Origin of the sequence: Polymorphospora sp. A560 (assembly GCF_045781765.1) — a bacterium.
Lineage (GTDB): Bacteria > Actinomycetota > Actinomycetes > Mycobacteriales > Micromonosporaceae > Polymorphospora > Polymorphospora lycopeni.
Genome location: NZ_CP122282.1, coordinates 3,517,765 through 3,534,595, shown reverse-complemented (window position 1 = coordinate 3,534,595; position 16,831 = coordinate 3,517,765). Strand labels below are relative to the sequence as shown.

The following is a 16,831-nucleotide window of genomic DNA, read 5'->3' as shown; positions in this document are numbered from 1 at the left end:
TCGCCAACTGCCGCCGGCTCACTACGCTGCTGCCCTTCGTGGTCTTCGACAGAGCCCCCGGGCAGCCGCATGACGTTGCGCTTCACGGTGCTTGGTCCGGTCGGCGCAGCTGTGAATTGCGAGCCGGTCGGCGTGGCACGGCCGCGCCGCCGAGCGGTGCTCGCCTACCTGCTGCTGAACGCCAACCGTGTGGTGTCGGTCGACCAGCTGACCACGGCGATCTGGGAAAGCACGCCGCCGGCCACGGCACGGGCGCAGATTCAGTCCGAGATCTCGGCGCTGCGCTGGACGTTGCGGCGAGCCGACGACGCGACGGTGCCGCTACTCACCAAGCCCGGCGGCTACGTGCTGGACCTCGCCCCGGACGAACTCGACCTGGCGACCTACACCAGGCTCGCCGAGTTGGCACGAGTCGAGGGCAACCGCCGCCGGCTTCCCAACGCCCGCAAGCTCATGCGCGATGCGCTGACGCTGTGGAAAGGCCCGGCACTGACCGGTGCGGTCGCCGCGTTCGTTGCCCCGACCCGTGAAGGGCTGGAGGAGACCCGGCTGGCTGACCTGGAATGGTTGATCGACATCGAGCTCCAGCTCGGTTCGCACCGCGACCTGATCCCGGAGTTGACCCAGTATGTCGCCGAGTATCCGTTGCGGGAACTGCTACGCGCCCAACTGGTGATGGCGCTGTACCGAAGCGACCGGCAGCCGGAGGCGCTCAGTGTGGCCCGGCAAGGCCGCCAACTGTTGGTAGACGAGCACGGGCTCGACCCGGGTCCGCTCCTGCGCGAGTTGGAGCAGGCCGTTCTCCGGCAGGATCCGAGCCTCGCCGTCACCGTCAATGAGCTGCCGCCCCTGCGTTTCGCCGACCAGCCACGGCCAGCCCAGCTGCCGCCCGCGTCGCCGCTCTTCGTGGGGCGCCAGGCCGACCTGGCGGACCTGGTCAGGCGCCTGGGTAGCGACCCGGGCCGGCCTGCGAACGCCGGTCCGCGCGTCGCGCTGCTGCACGGCATGCCCGGAGTCGGCAAGTCCGCCCTGGCGCTCCAGGTCGCTCATGCCGTCGCCGCCGCCTATCCAGATGGTCAGTTGTACGCCGACCTCGCGGGCAGCGGGCAGCCGCGGAACCCGGACCAGGTGCTCGAAGAGCTCCTACGCGCGCTGGGCGTCGCCGACCTGGCGATTCCGGCCGAGCTGGCGGCGCGGGCCGCGCTCCTGCGCAGCCTCTTGACGGACCGGCGCTGCCTGCTGCTGCTCGATGACGCCCGCGCGGTCGATCAGGTGCTGCCGCTGCTGCCGGCCGGGGCCGGCTGCACGGTGCTGGTCACCGCCCGCTGGCAGCTCTCCCTTCCCGGGGCGCACCGGCACCTGGTGGCGCCGATGTCGCACGCGCAGGGACTCGAGACCCTCGCCGCTCATCTCGGCCCCGATCGACTGTCGGCGGAGCCGGTCGCACTCCGCGCGCTGTCGGTGCTCTGCGACGGCCTGCCGCTGGCCCTGTGGTTCGCCGCCTGCCGGATGTACCGGGGCCGGTGGGCCGCCGACCTGGTTGCGCTGCTGCGGGACCCGCAGCACCGGCTCGACGAGCTGAGTACCGACGCCGGGTCGATGCGAGACAACCTCGCACCGTCGTTTCGGGCGCTCAGTGAGGTGGCGAGCCTGACGCTACGTCGGATCGCCATACTTCCGACTGTCACCGTCCCGGACTGGGCGCCCACGATCTGCGCGGGGCTGGCACCCCGCGAGGCTATGCAGGCACTGGACGAGCTGGTCGGCTCCCACCTGCTGACGCCGGTGCCGCGCCAGACCGTGGGCCCGCACCGCTACCTGCTCCCCAACTTGGTCCGGTCCTACGCGCTCACCGCTGCGGCGGACGAATCGCCCCTCACCGCCGTATCCGCCGACCAGGTGCTGGCGCGCGCGGTCGACGGCTGGAGCGTCCTGGCGCAGGAAGCCGTCCACCGGCTGGCGCCGTCCCGCCGACGGCGGATGGACGATCGGCATCCGCGGCCGGGCCGCTCTGCTCGGCCGCTGTTCTCGCCGGCGGAGCTGGACCGGCTGCTCGCCACGCCGCAGGACTGGCTGCACGAAGAGCGGGAGAACCTGGCGACGGTGGTGGCGGTAGCCGGCGAGCAGCGCTGGACCACGCCAGCTTCGGTGATCGCCGATGCCATGGGCCGGGCCGCCGTACACGTTCACTTCGCCGACGAGCCGAGCACGGCCCGGTACGCCCGGACGCTGTCCGCGGTGGTGCGAGACAGCATGCCTGGTAGTGGTCGGTGAGCGCCGCGCAGCGCCGTAGCCACGGCGGCCAGCCAGGCCCTGACCTCGGCTGCGGTCATCGTGACCTGGTAGCCGTCGCCCCACTGCGGCGGTTCGAGGCATACTCCCCCGCCACGGACCGCCTGCGGCAGCCCGCCGACCCGGGTGGCCACCACCGGTACTCCGTGGATCACGGCTTCGCGGGCGACCATCCCGAAGCTCTCCTGCCACAGGCTCGGTACGAGCAGCAGGTCGGTTTCGGCGTAGAGCGCGCAGATGTCGGCGCGATACTCGACGATCTCCACCCCGGGCAGGTCCGCAGGGCCGATGCCGAGCCGGGCGAGGTGGGCCGCGGTCCATCGCCCCTCGACGAACCGGAACCGGAACGGCAGCTTCGCCGCACTGGCTGCCGCCACGAGGTGCATCACCACCCCGAGCCCCTTGGCCGGCTCCGGGTTGATGAATGTCAGCCGGTAGGGCCCGCTACGGGGCGGCTCGCGGGGCGTATCCGATGGGCAGTCGCAGCCGCGCAGGCACGGCTCGATGGCCCGAGCCTGGCGGCCGGTCTGCGAACCGAACAGCCGCCGTGCGAATTCGGACGGGACCACCACCTCGTCAATGAGCCGCAGTGTCTCCGGCACCGGCTGGAGGTCCGCGGCGGGATGCTCCAGCACGGTCGGAACATCTGCCGCCGCCAGCCGCCGCACCAGCTCGGTCTCCTCGCCCAGATGCCCCCAGAGCAGGGCGGCGTCGGGCCGGTCCCGGGCCAGCAGGGTGTCCAACTGGTCGGCGAGCGAGCGCAGTCCGGCCTCGTGGCCGGCGCTGGGCCTGCCCGGGTCCATCGGGCCATCCAGGACAGTCACCCGCTCGCCGGTGGCTCGTAGCGCTTCGGTGAGCTGGCGCAGGTGGACCGCCTCGCCGGACTGTCCGGCGTGGATCCGATGGACGCTGGTGATCAGAACATGACTCATCGGTCGCCCCGGACCGCGCCGGACCGGTAGGCCGGGACGGCAAACTCGTCGCGGAGCCGGGCGACGGCGGCCACCCGACGCCGCAGCAACGCGACGCTGTCCGAGTCGTCCTTGCGGTAGACGATCGGTGCCAGCCAGACCAACGCCCGGGCATCGAGCGGGCGCAGTGTCCATGGAATGTCCGCCAGCACCGGGTCCGTCCGCACTGCCCGAGCGAAGGCTGCGACAAGCGAAGGGACGAACGGCAACGCCGCTGTTTGCCATTCCAGCCCTTCCGGAAGTTGACCGACCGCCTCCGGATGGTTCCGATCGCCGCCGAGGATGCTCAGGTCGTCGTGGCTGCCGGCGAATCGTGCGGCCAGCCGCTGCCCGTGTTGGCGGGCCAGCCGCTGCACGTCGACGACCTTGGCGCGCAGCATACCGGCCGAACTGGCGGCGATGTACAGGTTGAGGACGAGCCCGTCGTAGCTGACGGTGATTCCTTGAGCACGGCGGCGGGCTGGCGAGATGAGGATGGTGGAGGTTACCAACTCGCCCAGGAGCAGGTCCCGCCAGCAACGCAACAGTTCCTCGGTCAGCTCGGCACCGGCGAGCAGCACCGGCTCGGCCGTCTGCACGGTCGCCACCGGCAGCACGTGCGTCAGCTCCACCACGACAGGTCCGTACCCGGCTGTTTGAAACAGTGACCCTTGCAGGTGCGGGCCGGGTGGATACGGCAGTGCCCGCCGAACCCGGTCGTCGGCGGCGTCGTCCCAGCCCATACGGGTGAGTTGGCCGTCGCGGTGCAGGACGAGGAAGTCTCGGCAGTGGCGTTCCCGCTCGCCGAGGCCGGCGAGCAGGCCTCGCTCCAGGGCGTTGCCGAGCACCGAGGTGTGCGGGCCGGAGCCCGGCGGGGGCAGATAGTAACGGGCATCGGCTGCCTGCAACGCTTCGTCGAGCTGCGCGAAGGTCACCCCGGGTTGCACGGTGGCGAGGCCGAGTTCGACATCGAGATCCAACCGGTCCAACCGGGCCAGGCGGACGATCAGTCCTGGCTCGCGGACCCGGGAGTCGTCGTACCCCCAGTTGCGGCCGCGGGCGTCTACTCGCCAGTCCACTCCGTTGTTGTGCAGAATCCGGACCAGCGTGGTGAGCTGTGCCAACGATTCTGGCTCCACCACCCAGTCCGGAAAGAGTCCGTCGGGGACGGTCGATCCGGCGGGTCGGGTCACCCCGGCACCTGTGTTCGCCAGCCGATCGAGCAGCTCGGTCGAGATCATATCCGCTCCATGGCTGCGTGTAGCCGGTCCTGGGCAACACCGTATTCGTTCTGAAGCGTCCGGGTGACTGCCACGTACGCGGCGAGCAGGTGCTCGGCCGGTGCCCCTCGTTTGAGGTTCCACAGATGGCCGAAGCGGGGCGGTTCGCTCAGCCAGCGCAGCGTCCGCGGGCACCAGAGCGCGTCGAACAGGTTGACCACCTGCTGCCCGGCGACGGTGGTCAGGTGGGTGGCGAGCACCTGCTCGGCGACGGTCATGTGCAGGTGGATGTCGCGGCCGGGGGTGGTCGGGTTGCCGGCCAGGAAGCTGAGCCCGGCGTGGCTGATCCGGCGTGCCAGGTGCGCGTCGGCTGCCCGGAACAGCGAGGTGTTGCCGACCACCGGCGGCGAGTCGGGCAGATCCACCTGGGCGGGATTGCGCAGTTCCCGCAGCCGGGAGTAGAAGTCGGCGTCGCCGTGCTCCAGATGCGCGAAGACCGATCCGGTAGCCGGTAGACGCAGCCGGCTGTGCAGGTAGGCATCGGTGTCCACCAGCGTCGCGTAAGGATACCGGTCCAGAGCGAGCAGCTTCGGCAGGGCGAAACAGGCGACGCGGTCGTAGCGTTGGTCGAGATCCCGGTCGTCCAACGTCTCGATTTGGTCGTAGCAGCTGAGCCAGCCGAGTCGGTCGAGCCACTCCATCGTCGGCGGGTCGGCGTAGAGCGTGATCGGCCCGGCGTATCGCTGCCACGAGCGGATGCTCAGCAGCCAGGTCACCCGGGACAACTGCTGGTAAGCCCGGGGCAGCCGGCTGGGCAGCTGCCAGTAGGCGTGGACACCACGTACTCCCTCAGGCACCGACGACCGCCGCGGCCGCCGTCGATTCGAGCCGGGATACGCCGGTATCATCGCGCACGATCTGAACATGCCGGCTGTCAAGGTGCTCACCGACCGGGCGATGACTGACCACGATGAGCGTCTCCACCCGCCGCCGCGTCTCGGCGAGCAGCCGCAGTTCCAGGTCTCGGTCCAGGGAGTTGGTCGCCTCGTCGAGGATCAACAGCGACGGTCGGCGCAGCAGCGCCCGGGCCAACGCGAACCGCTGTACTTCTCCCGCGCTGAAGGTCGAGCCGTTGATCCGCAGTCGGGTGCGCAGCCCGAGCCGCAGGGGGCGCATCACCTCGGTCAGCTCCATCACGGCGAGCAGGTCGCGGATCTCCTGGTCGGTCACGTCGGTCGCCCCGCTGGACAGGCTCTCGCGGATCGTCGTGTGCAGGAAGTCGGACCGGGGCGGGACGTAGCACACCAGTGGGCGGAGCCGATCCGGGTCCCAGTCGGCGATCGGCACTCCGTAGATGGTCGCCTGCCCCGCGGGCACCGGGTCCAAGCCGCTGATGATCTGGGCCATGGTGGACTTACCGACCCCGCTCGGACCGCTGACGGTCACCGTCTCGCCCCGCTCGACCCGCAGGTCCAGCCGCAGGTCGAAATGCTCCCTCGGGCGGTGCACCCGGACCCCCTCCAGCATCACCGCCGGCGCGTCCGCTACCGGCTCGGTGCGGGCTCCCCGCTCCATCACCGGCAACGTGAACAGACTTGTCACGTAGCGCAGTTGCCGCTCCAGCGTGGCGGCGGCGGTGAGGCTCTGAGCGATCGTGGTGACCGAGAACAGCACCGTACCCCCGAGGGTGAGGAACCCGAACAGCTCTCCGGTGCTGACCAGACCTGCCGACAGGAGCACCGAGCCGACCACGAGAATCACGTACAGGCCGGCGAACCGCAGGGCGTTGCTCGGCCCGTACACCAAGGCCAGCCGGTACTCCAGCCCGCGGATCGACCGCTGCAGCCGGTCCAGCCGCTGGGAGTGCTCAACCTGAAGGTGTGAGATCGCCCCGAGCCCTCGGTAGGTGGTCAACCCTTGAGAGATGCTGATCAACAGGTCCTGGAGTTCAGCGTCGCGTTGCAGTTGCTCCTCGGTACGGCGGTTGATCGGTATCCGTCCGAGGATCGTCAGGACGATGTGCAGCGCGGCGACGCCGGCCACCACGCCGGTCAGCGGCAGCGACATCGTCGCCATGAACACCAGCAGGATCACCACGGCGACCATGTCGGTGAACAGCGACAGCGCCAGACCGGTGCCTGCCTCCCGTACGGCGCGGGCGCTCTGCACCCGGTGCAGCACATCGCCGGAGGTCAGCTCGGTGCGTGCCGACGTACGGGTCAACCGGTCGACCAGTTCATGCAGCATGGCCCGGTCGAACGACAGCCCCAGAGAGGTGATCTGCCGATGTCGGAGCCAGAACAGCAGGCTGGCCGCGACGCTGAACGCCACCAACGCGGTGACCAGGGTACCCGTGGCGACCGTGCCGGCGACGGTTACCTCGTTCAGGTAGGGCAGCAGGATCATGTTGAGCAGGGTCAGGCCGGTGTAGAGCAGCAGGCTCATCGCGAGGACCGGCACAACCTGCCGGAACTTGATCTGCCCGGAGCGCAGCATCGGCCAGAGCCAGGCGGCCCGGGTCGCGGCCCGCGGACGCCGAGGCGCGCCCGCCGCCGGAGCCGGCGTGGCTGGCGACAGCACCCAGCCGCTGGCCTTCTCGTGGTACGCGGCCTCGGTCAGCCACACGTACCCGACCGAGGGGTCGAAAATCCGTACGCGCCGCCCTCGCCATCGCTCAACGGTCACGAAGTGATCGACGCGCAGGTGGATGATGGTGCCCGGAGTCAGTTCGGCGAACGGGAAGTCCCGCCGGCCGCGGTAACGCACGCCGACCACGGCGGCGCAGGTGTCCCGCAGGTCCTTAAGCGACAACGCGCCCCGGGTTGCCAGCGCATCTCGCAACTGCGGCTCGGAAAACTGGTGTCCCTGCAGGCGCAAGCTGGCGACGAGTGCCGACACGCCGCAGTCGTTGTCTTCAGTCTGAAGGCTGATCGTCATCGGATGCTCTCCATTGCTCTGCCGCCGGCCACGGCGGCCGATCCGTCGCCCAGACTCACGCAGACCCCCCACCATGGCCGCGACGTCGTCTCGGTCTCCGCCAGCGCCAACGCCATCCCGAGCGTCCCCTCGAGCACCGATAGCAGGAACGGCGTGTCGAAGACGGCAGCCACCGCCTGGTCACCGGTCTGGTCCAGGTGGCGGGCCAGCCGGGCCGCCAGCCGGGTCCGGCGGTCCGGGCCGACCAGTTCCCGCCACCCGGGAGCGAGCTTGGTGACCAGGCTCAGCCCGGCCAGTCCGTGGCAGACCGTGACGTCGGCGTCGACGTCGCCCAGCAGGTCATCCAGCCGATCGAGGGCCGGGCCGGTGACCGCCGCATCGACGAATCCCGCCAGAACCACCGGGTCGACCTCCGGCCCCAGCGCCGTCAGCATCCCCGGCTGGCCATAGCACATGGTGACGCCGCCGGTTCCCAACCAGCCGCTGTCGAGCACGTCGGGGGTCAGCTGCTCCAGATGCAGGACCAGCGCGTCGACCGCCGCGGTCATCAGCCGGTCCTGGCCGTAGCGGCGGTCCAGCATCCGCAGCAGCAGGATGCCTCCGCTGCGGCCATGGTAGAGACCGGGCGAATCCTGCTCCATGATGGAGCGCGCGATCTCGGTGATGGGCTGTGCCATCCTGGCGCGAGCCGGCTCGTCAGCGAGATCCCACAGGGTCATCCCGACCCCCGCGGCGCCATTGATCAGATCGACGTCACCGGCCTCGACGTAGTACCGGTAAGAGGCATCGAGCACTTCGACCGCCTCCGCCCGGGTCCGGGCCAGTGCCTCGGCATGGCCGGGGCCAGGTGGAAGGCACTCCCCCACCAGCCGGTGGCGCAGCCAGCCGACCCGAAAGTCGGGCACCTGCCCGCCCCGCACGGCCAGTTCGGTCAGGGACGCCGCCAGGGCCTGCTGACCCAGCCGGGACGCGAGCAGGGCAAGGGCTGCCACCGCCTGCGGGCTCGCGTGCCCCCGCCGCCGTAGCTCGGCGACAAGCCGACGCAGCAGTCGCCGGGCGGCATCGGCCTCAGCCATCGACCGCTGCGCTTCGGGTTACCCGCGCCTGCCGACCCTTCAACAACCGCGCCGCCGCCACCACAAGTTCCGGCTCGCGACTTGTCGCCTGGCCGAGCGGCAACCCACGGTTGACGCTCATGTGAACAAGGCTGCTCAGCGCCGTGGCATAGGCATCGCTGTCCAGGCCGGCCAGGTAGTCCAGGGCAGGCTCCGGCTCGGCGAGCGTGGCGTCGAGGGCCTGCTCCAGGTCCGCCCGTGCAGCACGGAAGGTCGCCATCCACTCCCGCTGAGCCCGCGAGCTGGGCAGCCGCGGGTCCAGCCCGCGCAGCCCGCAGAGCAGGGTCAACGCCTGATCGTCGCCGGCGAGCTGCCGACACCAGGCGGCGATCCGGGCCACCGCCAACGTGTACCGGCCGGCCTGGTCCGGGCCGGCCGCGAGCCGCTGCGCCCACCAGGCCGAGTCGGCGCAGAACAGCCGTACGGCATCGGCCCGGTTCGCTACACCTCCGTACCGGTAGTCCTCCGGTACCCAGGTCCGCACGTCGACCTCGCAGGGCTGCTGCGGCACCATCGCGGCCAGGTGGGCGCGTAGGTCGGCCAGGAGCGGCTCGACGCCGACGCTGTGGTGCACCCGTACCCGCAGATGCGGCCGATCGTCGTGATAGCGGATGTAGAACAGTTGCGCCCGGCGCATCAGCGTCATCACTTCGGTGCCCGCCAGCCAGAGCTCCACCACCCGCTCCGGGGCGTAGACGAACCAGCTAATCCACTCCGGGTCCTCAGCCGGCTGCCGGTCCACCAGCCGGGTCTGCGACATCGGCCTGACCGGTTGCGGATCCGGACGCAGCCACGGCACCCACACGTCGTGGATGTGCCCGCCCAGCTCCGACTCGATCAGGGTCGCCACCGGCAGGGCCTCGTGCAGAATCAGCAGGCCCTCGCGACGTAGCCGCCGGGTGAACCACCACCGCTGAGTGACGTCGGTGAGATCCAACCGCATGGTCACATCCGGTCCCTCGCTCACCTCCACCTGCGGCCCGAGCCCCACCTGCGTGAGCACGTCGCACAACTGCGCCGGGTCCTCGGCCAGAGCCAGCAGATCGGCGCGGTGCTGCGCGTCCAGCACAACGCTGCGCCGAGCCACCAGACAACGGCCGGCGGTGATGCGAGGGACCATCCCGCCCGGCGGCGCCCACAGGCTGGGGTCGGCGGCCAGCGCCGGGCCGTGGGCCTCGTCCAGCAGCAATCCCAGCAGTTGCACCGACCACGGGTTGGCCTTGTTACTCAACGTCAACGGGCTGTCCCACCGAAGCTGCACGTGGCGTCCGTCGGCCCGGTGAACCAACTGGAGCCGCCCCGCCATCATGGTCACGGCCAGGTCCGCTATTTGCAGGTCACCGGCGCGGTGCGGCAGGTTGAGGTTGAGTCGGGGCAACCCGCTCTCGGGCCGGCGAACCAACGGCGCCCGCCGGTCCGGCGGTACCCAACCGATCTCGACCGCAAGCCAGCCGGGGACCGTCGGACCGAGTTCGGGCTTTGGAATCCCCAGCTGTTCACTGAGCCGGGCGCCGGGCCCACCCCAAAAGCCTGGCAGGACCAGTTTGAGCCAGGCGTCCGCTCCGGCCACCGGCTCGGCCAGCAGTGCGCCGTTGGCCATCCCGAACTGCGGCTGGGTGACCACGGCGGCGTTTGGGGGCGCAGTGCGGCGGGTCTGCCACTGATCCAGCGTGAGCGCTTCCTGCCACCACTGCACCGCGCCGCTGTCGCGACGGGCCCGCGGTACGAACAGCCGTCGCGCCGGCATCATGCGGTCGGCGCCCTCGACATCGGCTTCGTGCCGCCGCCAGCTGCCCAGCGGGTGGTCGACCGGAGCGGTCAGCAGCCACATCAACGGCACCGCCCCGCCGCTGTAGCCGCCGGCCACGTGGTCCCGCACCCGGTCGAGTCGCCCGGGTCGCCAGTGCGTCCGCAGAAGCTGAGCGGCCCCGTCTAGCAGCGCCGCCGTACCCGCGCCGGGCAGTCGGGCCCGGACCTCGCTGAACGCGTCCACGAACTGGTCGTCCCTGAACGGCCGCTCCGCGGCCAGCGCCGCCTTGACCGCCTCGGTCGGCGCGGCCGGCCCGGCCGGGTCAGTCAGTATCGGTGGCCCCTGCTCCGGCAGCAGCAACCTCTGGCGTACCCCTAGGTCGAACAGGGTTACGCCACCGAGCACGATCGCCCATTCCTGCGCTGACCGGGGTGCGGCGGCGAACTGCGCGGCGAAACGCTCCGCGAGCTGGCGCACTCCCGGGGCGTCCGACATCGACGTGACCCCACCCTTGTCCGGGTGCAGATACGACCACCGGCCGTGCTCGGCGGCGAGGGAGGGATTGACGAACCACCTGCCGGTCTGCTGCGGCAAGTCAAGGCGGCGCAGCCGCACATCGGTCTCAAGATCGAGCCGGGTAGCCGGTGCACCACCGTCGTTGTCGCTGATTTCGGCGAGCAGGCTCAGGCTGAACACACCGAACGGGGTTGGCCGGTACCTCGCCCGGCTGCCGTAGACGGCCAGTCGAGTCGCCGGGTCCTGCCAGTCCCGGTGCTCCTCCCCCGCGCGCTGGAACACTGTCGCGTAGTCGATGGCCAGGTCCAGCAGCTGCCGCGCCAGGCCCTCGGGCGCGGCGGTATCTGGCACCGCCGGCAGTACCGGAATCCGAAGCAAGCACCAACCCGGCGTCGACAGCAACGGAACAGAGGTCATCGAAGCCCTCCCGCCGGGGCCGACGGACCCGCGTTGACCAACCTGGACGGTCGCATCGCACCATGCGGTCGCATGGTCGCGATGTCGACCCGCGCCTGCTCGAGCTCCTGCCGGATCGCCGGGTCCGTCGAGTCGCACCCCTCCGCCAGCGCGAGCGCGGCATCCAGCCCGATGTGATAGGCAGCGCTCAACATCAGCAGGAACTCCTGCCGCAACGCCGGCGAGAACAGCGTGAGCTTCCCCGCCCGGGCCAACGTGTCGAGACTGTGCAGCATCCCGACCAAGCCGCGCCGGGCGAGCGTGTTGCGGGCGGCTGATTCGGCGTAGGTGGCCTGCCAGACACCGGGCACCGGCCCCGGGCCGAGCAGCGCCAGCAGCCGTTCGGCGAGCCCGAGCGCCACCCCGGGCATGTTCGCCAGAAACAGATCCGGATCGGCGTAGATCCCGACCGGTCGACCGGCCGGGACGTCCGTCATGTCGACCACATCCGCCGGCGAGACGCGGACACCGCTGGCCCGCAGGGTGTGACTGGCGGTAGCGAGCAACCCCGGCCCCTCCCATGGGTGCGCCACCTCGAGCCGCAGGCGGTCGACGAGGACGGTGACGCGCCGTCCCGCCACCGGCTCGCATCCCATCGCCATTACGGCAGCCCGCTGCGACCCCGAGCCGAACCGCCAGCACCCGTCGAGCACCAGCCCGCCATCCGTGCCGGTGCGTAGCCGGCCGACCGGGGCGACCACGCCGTACAGTTCGTTGTCAGTGGCGTAGAGCCTTGACAGCAGTTCCGTCGGCGCGTAGGTGGACAGGTAGTGCGCAGTGCCATTGGCGATCATGCAAAGCCACGCGTGGCTGGCGTCCTCGTACGCGGCGGTCCGAACGAGGTCCAGGCCCGCAACTAGGCTCTGGACCTCTTCCGGACCATTCCGCAGCCACAGCAATGGAGGGCTGAGCTGTTTCACTGGTCTTTAACCAACCTGACGGAACTCAGTAGCTGCCACCGGGCGGCGGCGGGCCGCAGTCGATCGAACCGCAGGCAGCCCGGGTGACCACCGTGATCGTCCGGACGACGCACGCCAGGGTGGTGCCGCCAGCGGTCTTGTCCCAGGTGTCGACGTCGACGCCGGCGAGGTCGAGGTCGTCCAGGTCGAGGAAATACTCGGCCTGGTCGCCCGCGGTGGGATCCGCGGTCATGTTGTCGGCCATACCAGTCCTTTCTTGTTAGGGCGACTCGTTACGCAGGGTTTCCGCGCCACGCCCTGTGGACGGCCAGTGTGATCGAGTCGCTTATGCGTCGGCTACGCGTTCGCTATCGCCTCGGCCGCCTCGTCCCGGCGCGTCCCGGCTGCGGTGGGCCGACCGACTCCGCCGCCGGCCTTTGCATCGGACGCCACCGGTCGACCTCGCACCGGCCCCGATCCGGCTACCGGCAGGCGGCGTCGCCCATCTGGTACGCGGATGGGACACTGCCGGTTCCTGTTGCGGTGCGGCGGTCCTCGCCGGACACGTCGGCTGGCGGGGCGAGCTTCACCGGCCGCGGCACCAGCGGCAGATCAGGACCGCACGGGGGCTCTAGCAGGATCACCGTGCTCTGATCCGCGTTGTCGATGATCACCGGCGCATGCCAGCGCATCACCAGCCCTGTGAAGCTCCCCGGCTCGGTGCCACCGCGCAGCTCGGCGCGGAAGGAATCCCGGCCCGGTGACTGGACGTCAACGGCCGCCGTGCTGCGATTGAGGTCGAGCACCGAGGCCCGCGCGTAGAGAGGGGCAGTGAGGTCTTGGGACGCCGACGCCAGCGGACGACGGGTCGACGACCACAGGGCACAGAGACTCTCTGCCGAGCAGTCGATCCCTCCATCCCATACGGCAAACTCTAGTTCGTCGCCCTTGAGCCGAGTCGATGGTGACGGGATAGCGAGAGGAGGTGCCACGAGATGGCCGAGGAATGGCCATGGCTGAAGGATCAGCCCGTCTTCACCACCCACGGGGAGAAGCACGGCAACGTCACACGCGTGCCGCACGGTGCATCTCTCGAACCGGTGGGAGCCGGGCTCGTGCTTCTCGTCGCCGGGCTCGCCGTCAGCACCGGGCTCGCGGTGGCTGGGATCGGGCTCGTCCTCGCCGGCTTCACGGAGGATCTTGGGCCGGTCTCGTGGTGGTGGCTCGCGCTCGGGGTCCCGGCTGCAGGCCTTGCGGTGTTCTTCCTCGCCGGCGTCTACATACGGGGCATGGAGCTGATCATGCGCGAGCGCCCCCGCACCCTGGTCCTGCTGACCGGACTGCTCGGCGGCGTCGCCCTCGGCCTCGCCGCCCTGGCGGCATGGTGGGCCTGGCGCGCAAGCGACATCAGTCTGCACCCGGAGCTGATCGAGCACGACGGGTGGAACAGGGGGCAGATCGTGAACGCCACCGTGTTCACGATCGGCGCTCTCGCCGCCGCGGCCGCCTGTCTGATCGCCGCGCTCTTCGCCGTCCGGGGCGTGCGCCGAGCTCGGCGAGATGCGGCACGCATCCTTCGGCTTCGCGAGACCGGCACACGGCGAGCGGGCGTCGTCGCCGCGCTCCCCGACCCGAACGACTGGGATCGGGGCGGCGATGTGGCGATCCGCTACCAGGACGAGACCGGCGAGCAGGTGATCCGGGTGCGGGTGAACACCTACGCGCACGAGATCCCCGTCCCGGGCACACCGCTGATCGTCTTCACCGATCCGGCCGGCGACCTGCTCGTCGAGCTCGACCCGGACCACCCGCTCGAGTACCACCCCGACAACCGCCCATATGAGTCGGACTCCAGCGGAGGCGGAACCTGATGAACCCAGCCGACGGCGGGCGCAGTTCCCGCTCCACGGATCCCCGCACGACGCCGAGCTGGTCGTGCGCATCGACCGCGGGTTTCCTCGCCGGCTTCTCTCCCGGTTCGAGCATCCACCTGCTCGTCGACCCCGAGAACCCGAGCAGGTCGCCGTCGACTGCAGCGCGAACGCGGTGGAGCTGCCGCGTTCCTGGTGAACTCCAACGCGCTGCCACCGGACGCGGCTCGCGCACTGGCAGACTTGCACAGGAGAGGAGGGCGGCATGCTCGAGCAGACCGCGCCGTCGAAGGCCGAGGGCACCCGTGTCTCGGTGTCGGGATCAGCGCCGCTGATCCTGCTCGGCCTGATGCTCCTGGGGAGTTTCGCCCTGGGCGCGACAACGGGCGCGATCCCCTCCACCGACAAGGCGCTGCTCTTCTCAGCCGCGTTCTACCTGCTGACCGTGATGGGCGGCCTCATCCTGTCGTTCCTCGGGTTCGGGATCCTCGATGCAGCCCTGCGACGCAGTGGGGACCCGCACAGGGCTGGGCTCGCACGGCCGTGGCGCTCCTGGTGATCACCCCCATCGCGTTCGTCGTCGCGTGGCTGCTCGCCGGCCCGGTGGTGGCCTTGGGAATCGCCGCGAACGGCCTCGGCGTGAGTCTCGCCCTGCTCTGGTCCGTGCCCCGCTCCCGGGCCGGATCACGGGCTGCCTGGGCGCTGCTGTGGGTGTCGTCCGCGCTGGCGACCGCAGTAGCGGCCTGGCTGGCGATCGCCGTGCAGAACGCCATCGGCTGACAGGACGAGGACCACAAACATGGCGAACCCGAAGAGGCGTACCCACACCACGGGGACGGTGATCGCCACCGTTCTGCTCGTGGCATGCGGCATGCTCCTGGGGATCTGGCTGGCGTCTGCCTATGACGTGCTGCGGGTCAACGTGCTCGACAACGCGCTCGCGAACCAGCTCGGCTACATCGGGGAGATCACCGACGCAAGCGTGGACCCGCTCCCGCACGGCCTTTCCCGCTTCATGCTGATCGTCATCTTCGTCGCGGGCATCATCGGCGGACTTGCCACGTACGCGGCCGCTGTCGTCTCGCGACGCGCCGTCGGAGACCGGGAGGCGATCGCATACGCGCTGGGCTGCTGGCTCCTCGGTGCCGCTGCAGGGTTCGCGTGGCTCGCCACCGACTGGCCGGCAGTCGAGCTCGACCTAGCCGACGCGTTCGGGACGTTCATCCATGTCGGCGGGGTCTGGGTGCCGCTCGTCCTGCTCGGGATCGGCGTGCTCTGCCTGCTCGTGTGGTGGGTGCATCCGGGGGCCGACGGCGAACTGGTGGACGGCGGTCCTGAGGCCGAGCAGGGGCATGCATGAACGCGCCGCGCCCTGGGGTCGAGGTGGTCACCTACGACGGGCTTCCTGCTGCATCCGGCGGCGCGCATGCGCTGCGGGTGAAGAAGCCCCGCCTGGTGTGGCAGGCCGTGCAGTCGTTTGTGGACGCGCGCAGCGTCACGGTCGGGAACCCGACCGTGACGCTGCGCCTGCGGAGGGGCGATATGCCCGAGGTGTCGTCGCGGCTGCGGGAGTTCGCGGCGGTGGCCATGGGCGGACCGCGGACGCAGGACCGGCTCTCGCTGTGAAGGTGGTGCCCCGGAACTCGCGAACACCATCGTCGCAGCGGCCTGGCCAGCACCGGTGGATCGTGGGATCCTGCCGGGCCTGGCTGCAGAACAACCGACGTCTCGTACGCCGCTACGAACGCAAAGCCGACCACTTCCAGGCCTTCGCCGACCTCGGCCGCACCCTGCTCTGCTACCGCCGACTCACCAAGAACAACCACCTGAGATGAGCCCCTTAGTGCCCGTTGAAGAACCTGGTCAGCGTGGGTGGATGGCGGTGTGGAGTCGGCCGGTGTGGTGGTATCTGGCCAGGCGTCGGGTCATCACGATGATCATGGCCCATTGGACCATCGCGGCGTGGTGTGCGGGATGGCGTTCGTAGTCGCGGACGGTGCGGCGGCAGCGGGTGATCCAGGACAGTGTTCTCTCCACGACCCATCTGCGGTGTAGGACCTGGAAGCCGACCTGATCGGCGAGCTTGCGCACGATCTGGACGGTCAGCCCGAGCGTGCCGGTGGCCCAGTCGACGAGTTGGCCGGCGTAGCCGGCGTCGGCCCAGACCCTGGCCACGCGGGTGAAACAGCCGTGTAGGGCCCACAGCAGCAGGCGGGCGGCGTGACGGTCCTGCACGGCGCCGGTGGTGACCAGGATGACCAGGAGCAGGCCGGTGGTGTCCACGACGATGTGACGCTTGCGGCCGTTGACTCTTTTGCCGGCGTCGTAGCCGCGGCTGGTCCTGGCGACGGTGTCGGCGGCGCGGACGGACTGCGAGTCCATGATCGCCGCGGACGGGGTGGTGTTGCGGCCCTCGGCGGTGCGGACCTGTTCGCGTAGGCCGTCGTGCAGGCGGGTGAGGGTGCCGTCGCGGGTCCAGGTGCGGAAGTAGTGGTAGACGGTCGGCCAGGGTGGGAAGTCGACCGGTAGTGCGCGCCATACGCAGCTGTTGTGGTCGAGGTAGCGGATGGCGTCGACGATGTCACGACGCGGGTAGGTGACCGGGCGGCCGCCGCGATTGCCGGTGCCGCCGGTGGGCAGGTAGGAGGCGATCAGCTGCCACTCGGTGTCGGTGGTATCCGACGGGTAGCGGCGTGGACGGGCCGTGGGCAGGTGCTCCGGGGCGGTGGCGGGGGGCGCGGCGACGGCCTGGCCGCAGACCAGGTAGAAACTCACTGTAGGGCCTTCGGGATGGCATGGCTTCGACAACCACAGCCGTACCGGAG

At 70.3% G+C, this 16,831-nt stretch carries 17 protein-coding genes; 7 read left to right on the top strand and 10 right to left on the bottom strand.

Annotation, left to right across the window (positions count from 1 at the left end; all coding sequences use genetic code 11):
* Nucleotides 1-69 precede the first annotated feature (69 nt).
* Nucleotides 70-2,274, top strand: a complete 2,205-nt coding sequence (locus tag QCD66_RS15930) for a BTAD domain-containing putative transcriptional regulator (protein ID WP_375733849.1) — start codon at nt 70-72, stop codon at nt 2,272-2,274.
* Here QCD66_RS15930 and QCD66_RS15925 read toward each other — a convergent pair.
* From QCD66_RS15925 to QCD66_RS15885, 9 genes are all read right to left on the bottom strand, one after another.
* A complete protein-coding gene (locus QCD66_RS15925) occupies nt 2,187-3,224 on the bottom strand; it encodes a glycosyltransferase (protein ID WP_375733850.1) in 1,038 nt (345 codons plus the stop codon). The two genes, QCD66_RS15930 and QCD66_RS15925, sit on opposite strands and share 88 nt — an antisense overlap.
* On the bottom strand, nt 3,221-4,483 hold the full coding sequence (locus tag QCD66_RS15920) for an FAD-binding protein (protein WP_375733851.1): 1,263 nt from the start codon (nt 4,481-4,483) through the stop codon (nt 3,221-3,223). The genes QCD66_RS15925 and QCD66_RS15920 overlap by 4 nt, the downstream gene beginning before the upstream one ends.
* Nucleotides 4,480-5,319: a hypothetical protein gene (locus QCD66_RS15915; RefSeq protein ID WP_375733852.1), complete on the bottom strand. Its 840-nt coding sequence runs from the start codon at nt 5,317-5,319 to the stop codon at nt 4,480-4,482. Before QCD66_RS15915 ends, QCD66_RS15920 begins: the two co-directional genes overlap by 4 nt.
* Entirely contained in the window at nt 5,312-7,399 is a 2,088-nt protein-coding gene (locus QCD66_RS15910; RefSeq protein WP_375733853.1) for an ATP-binding cassette domain-containing protein, read from the bottom strand. The genes QCD66_RS15915 and QCD66_RS15910 overlap by 8 nt, the downstream gene beginning before the upstream one ends.
* Nucleotides 7,396-8,475, bottom strand: a complete 1,080-nt coding sequence (locus QCD66_RS15905; protein ID WP_407567177.1) for a hypothetical protein — start codon at nt 8,473-8,475, stop codon at nt 7,396-7,398. Before QCD66_RS15905 ends, QCD66_RS15910 begins: the two co-directional genes overlap by 4 nt.
* A complete protein-coding gene (locus QCD66_RS15900; protein ID WP_407567249.1) occupies nt 8,468-10,114 on the bottom strand; it encodes a thiopeptide-type bacteriocin biosynthesis protein in 1,647 nt (548 codons plus the stop codon). The genes QCD66_RS15905 and QCD66_RS15900 overlap by 8 nt, the downstream gene beginning before the upstream one ends.
* A gap of 1,079 nt (nt 10,115-11,193) precedes the next feature.
* On the bottom strand, nt 11,194-12,156 hold the full coding sequence (locus QCD66_RS15895; RefSeq protein ID WP_375733855.1) for a hypothetical protein: 963 nt from the start codon (nt 12,154-12,156) through the stop codon (nt 11,194-11,196).
* Nucleotides 12,157-12,181: 25 nt separating this feature from the next.
* Nucleotides 12,182-12,400 carry a hypothetical protein gene (locus tag QCD66_RS15890; protein ID WP_407567176.1) on the bottom strand — a complete coding sequence of 73 codons (219 nt, stop codon included), beginning with the start codon at nt 12,398-12,400 and terminating at the stop codon, nt 12,182-12,184.
* Nucleotides 12,401-12,617: 217 nt separating this feature from the next.
* Nucleotides 12,618-12,941, bottom strand: coding sequence for a hypothetical protein (locus QCD66_RS15885; RefSeq protein WP_375733857.1), 324 nt, complete (start codon nt 12,939-12,941; stop codon nt 12,618-12,620).
* 189 nt (nt 12,942-13,130) lie between these two features.
* Here QCD66_RS15885 and QCD66_RS15880 point away from each other — a divergent pair, with 189 nt between their 5' ends.
* From QCD66_RS15880 to QCD66_RS15855, 6 genes are all read left to right on the top strand, one after another.
* Nucleotides 13,131-14,006, top strand: coding sequence for a hypothetical protein (locus tag QCD66_RS15880; RefSeq protein WP_375733858.1), 876 nt, complete (start codon nt 13,131-13,133; stop codon nt 14,004-14,006).
* Nucleotides 14,007-14,271: 265 nt separating this feature from the next.
* Nucleotides 14,272-14,565 carry a hypothetical protein gene (locus QCD66_RS15875; protein WP_375733859.1) on the top strand — a complete coding sequence of 98 codons (294 nt, stop codon included), beginning with the start codon at nt 14,272-14,274 and terminating at the stop codon, nt 14,563-14,565.
* Nucleotides 14,562-14,786, top strand: a complete 225-nt coding sequence (locus QCD66_RS15870; RefSeq protein ID WP_375733860.1) for a hypothetical protein — start codon at nt 14,562-14,564, stop codon at nt 14,784-14,786. The genes QCD66_RS15875 and QCD66_RS15870 overlap by 4 nt, the downstream gene beginning before the upstream one ends.
* Before the next feature lie 19 nt (nt 14,787-14,805).
* Nucleotides 14,806-15,366: a hypothetical protein gene (locus tag QCD66_RS15865; RefSeq protein WP_375733861.1), complete on the top strand. Its 561-nt coding sequence runs from the start codon at nt 14,806-14,808 to the stop codon at nt 15,364-15,366.
* Entirely contained in the window at nt 15,363-15,632 is a 270-nt protein-coding gene (locus QCD66_RS15860; RefSeq protein ID WP_407567175.1) for a hypothetical protein, read from the top strand. The genes QCD66_RS15865 and QCD66_RS15860 overlap by 4 nt, the downstream gene beginning before the upstream one ends.
* A gap of 62 nt (nt 15,633-15,694) precedes the next feature.
* Nucleotides 15,695-15,841 carry a hypothetical protein gene (locus QCD66_RS15855; protein ID WP_375733863.1) on the top strand — a complete coding sequence of 49 codons (147 nt, stop codon included), beginning with the start codon at nt 15,695-15,697 and terminating at the stop codon, nt 15,839-15,841.
* Between the two features lie 28 nt (nt 15,842-15,869).
* Here the strand turns inward: QCD66_RS15855 and QCD66_RS15850 are convergent, their stop codons facing one another.
* Nucleotides 15,870-16,718: an IS5 family transposase gene (locus tag QCD66_RS15850; protein ID WP_407567248.1), complete on the bottom strand. Its 849-nt coding sequence runs from the start codon at nt 16,716-16,718 to the stop codon at nt 15,870-15,872.
* Nucleotides 16,719-16,831 lie beyond the last annotated feature (113 nt).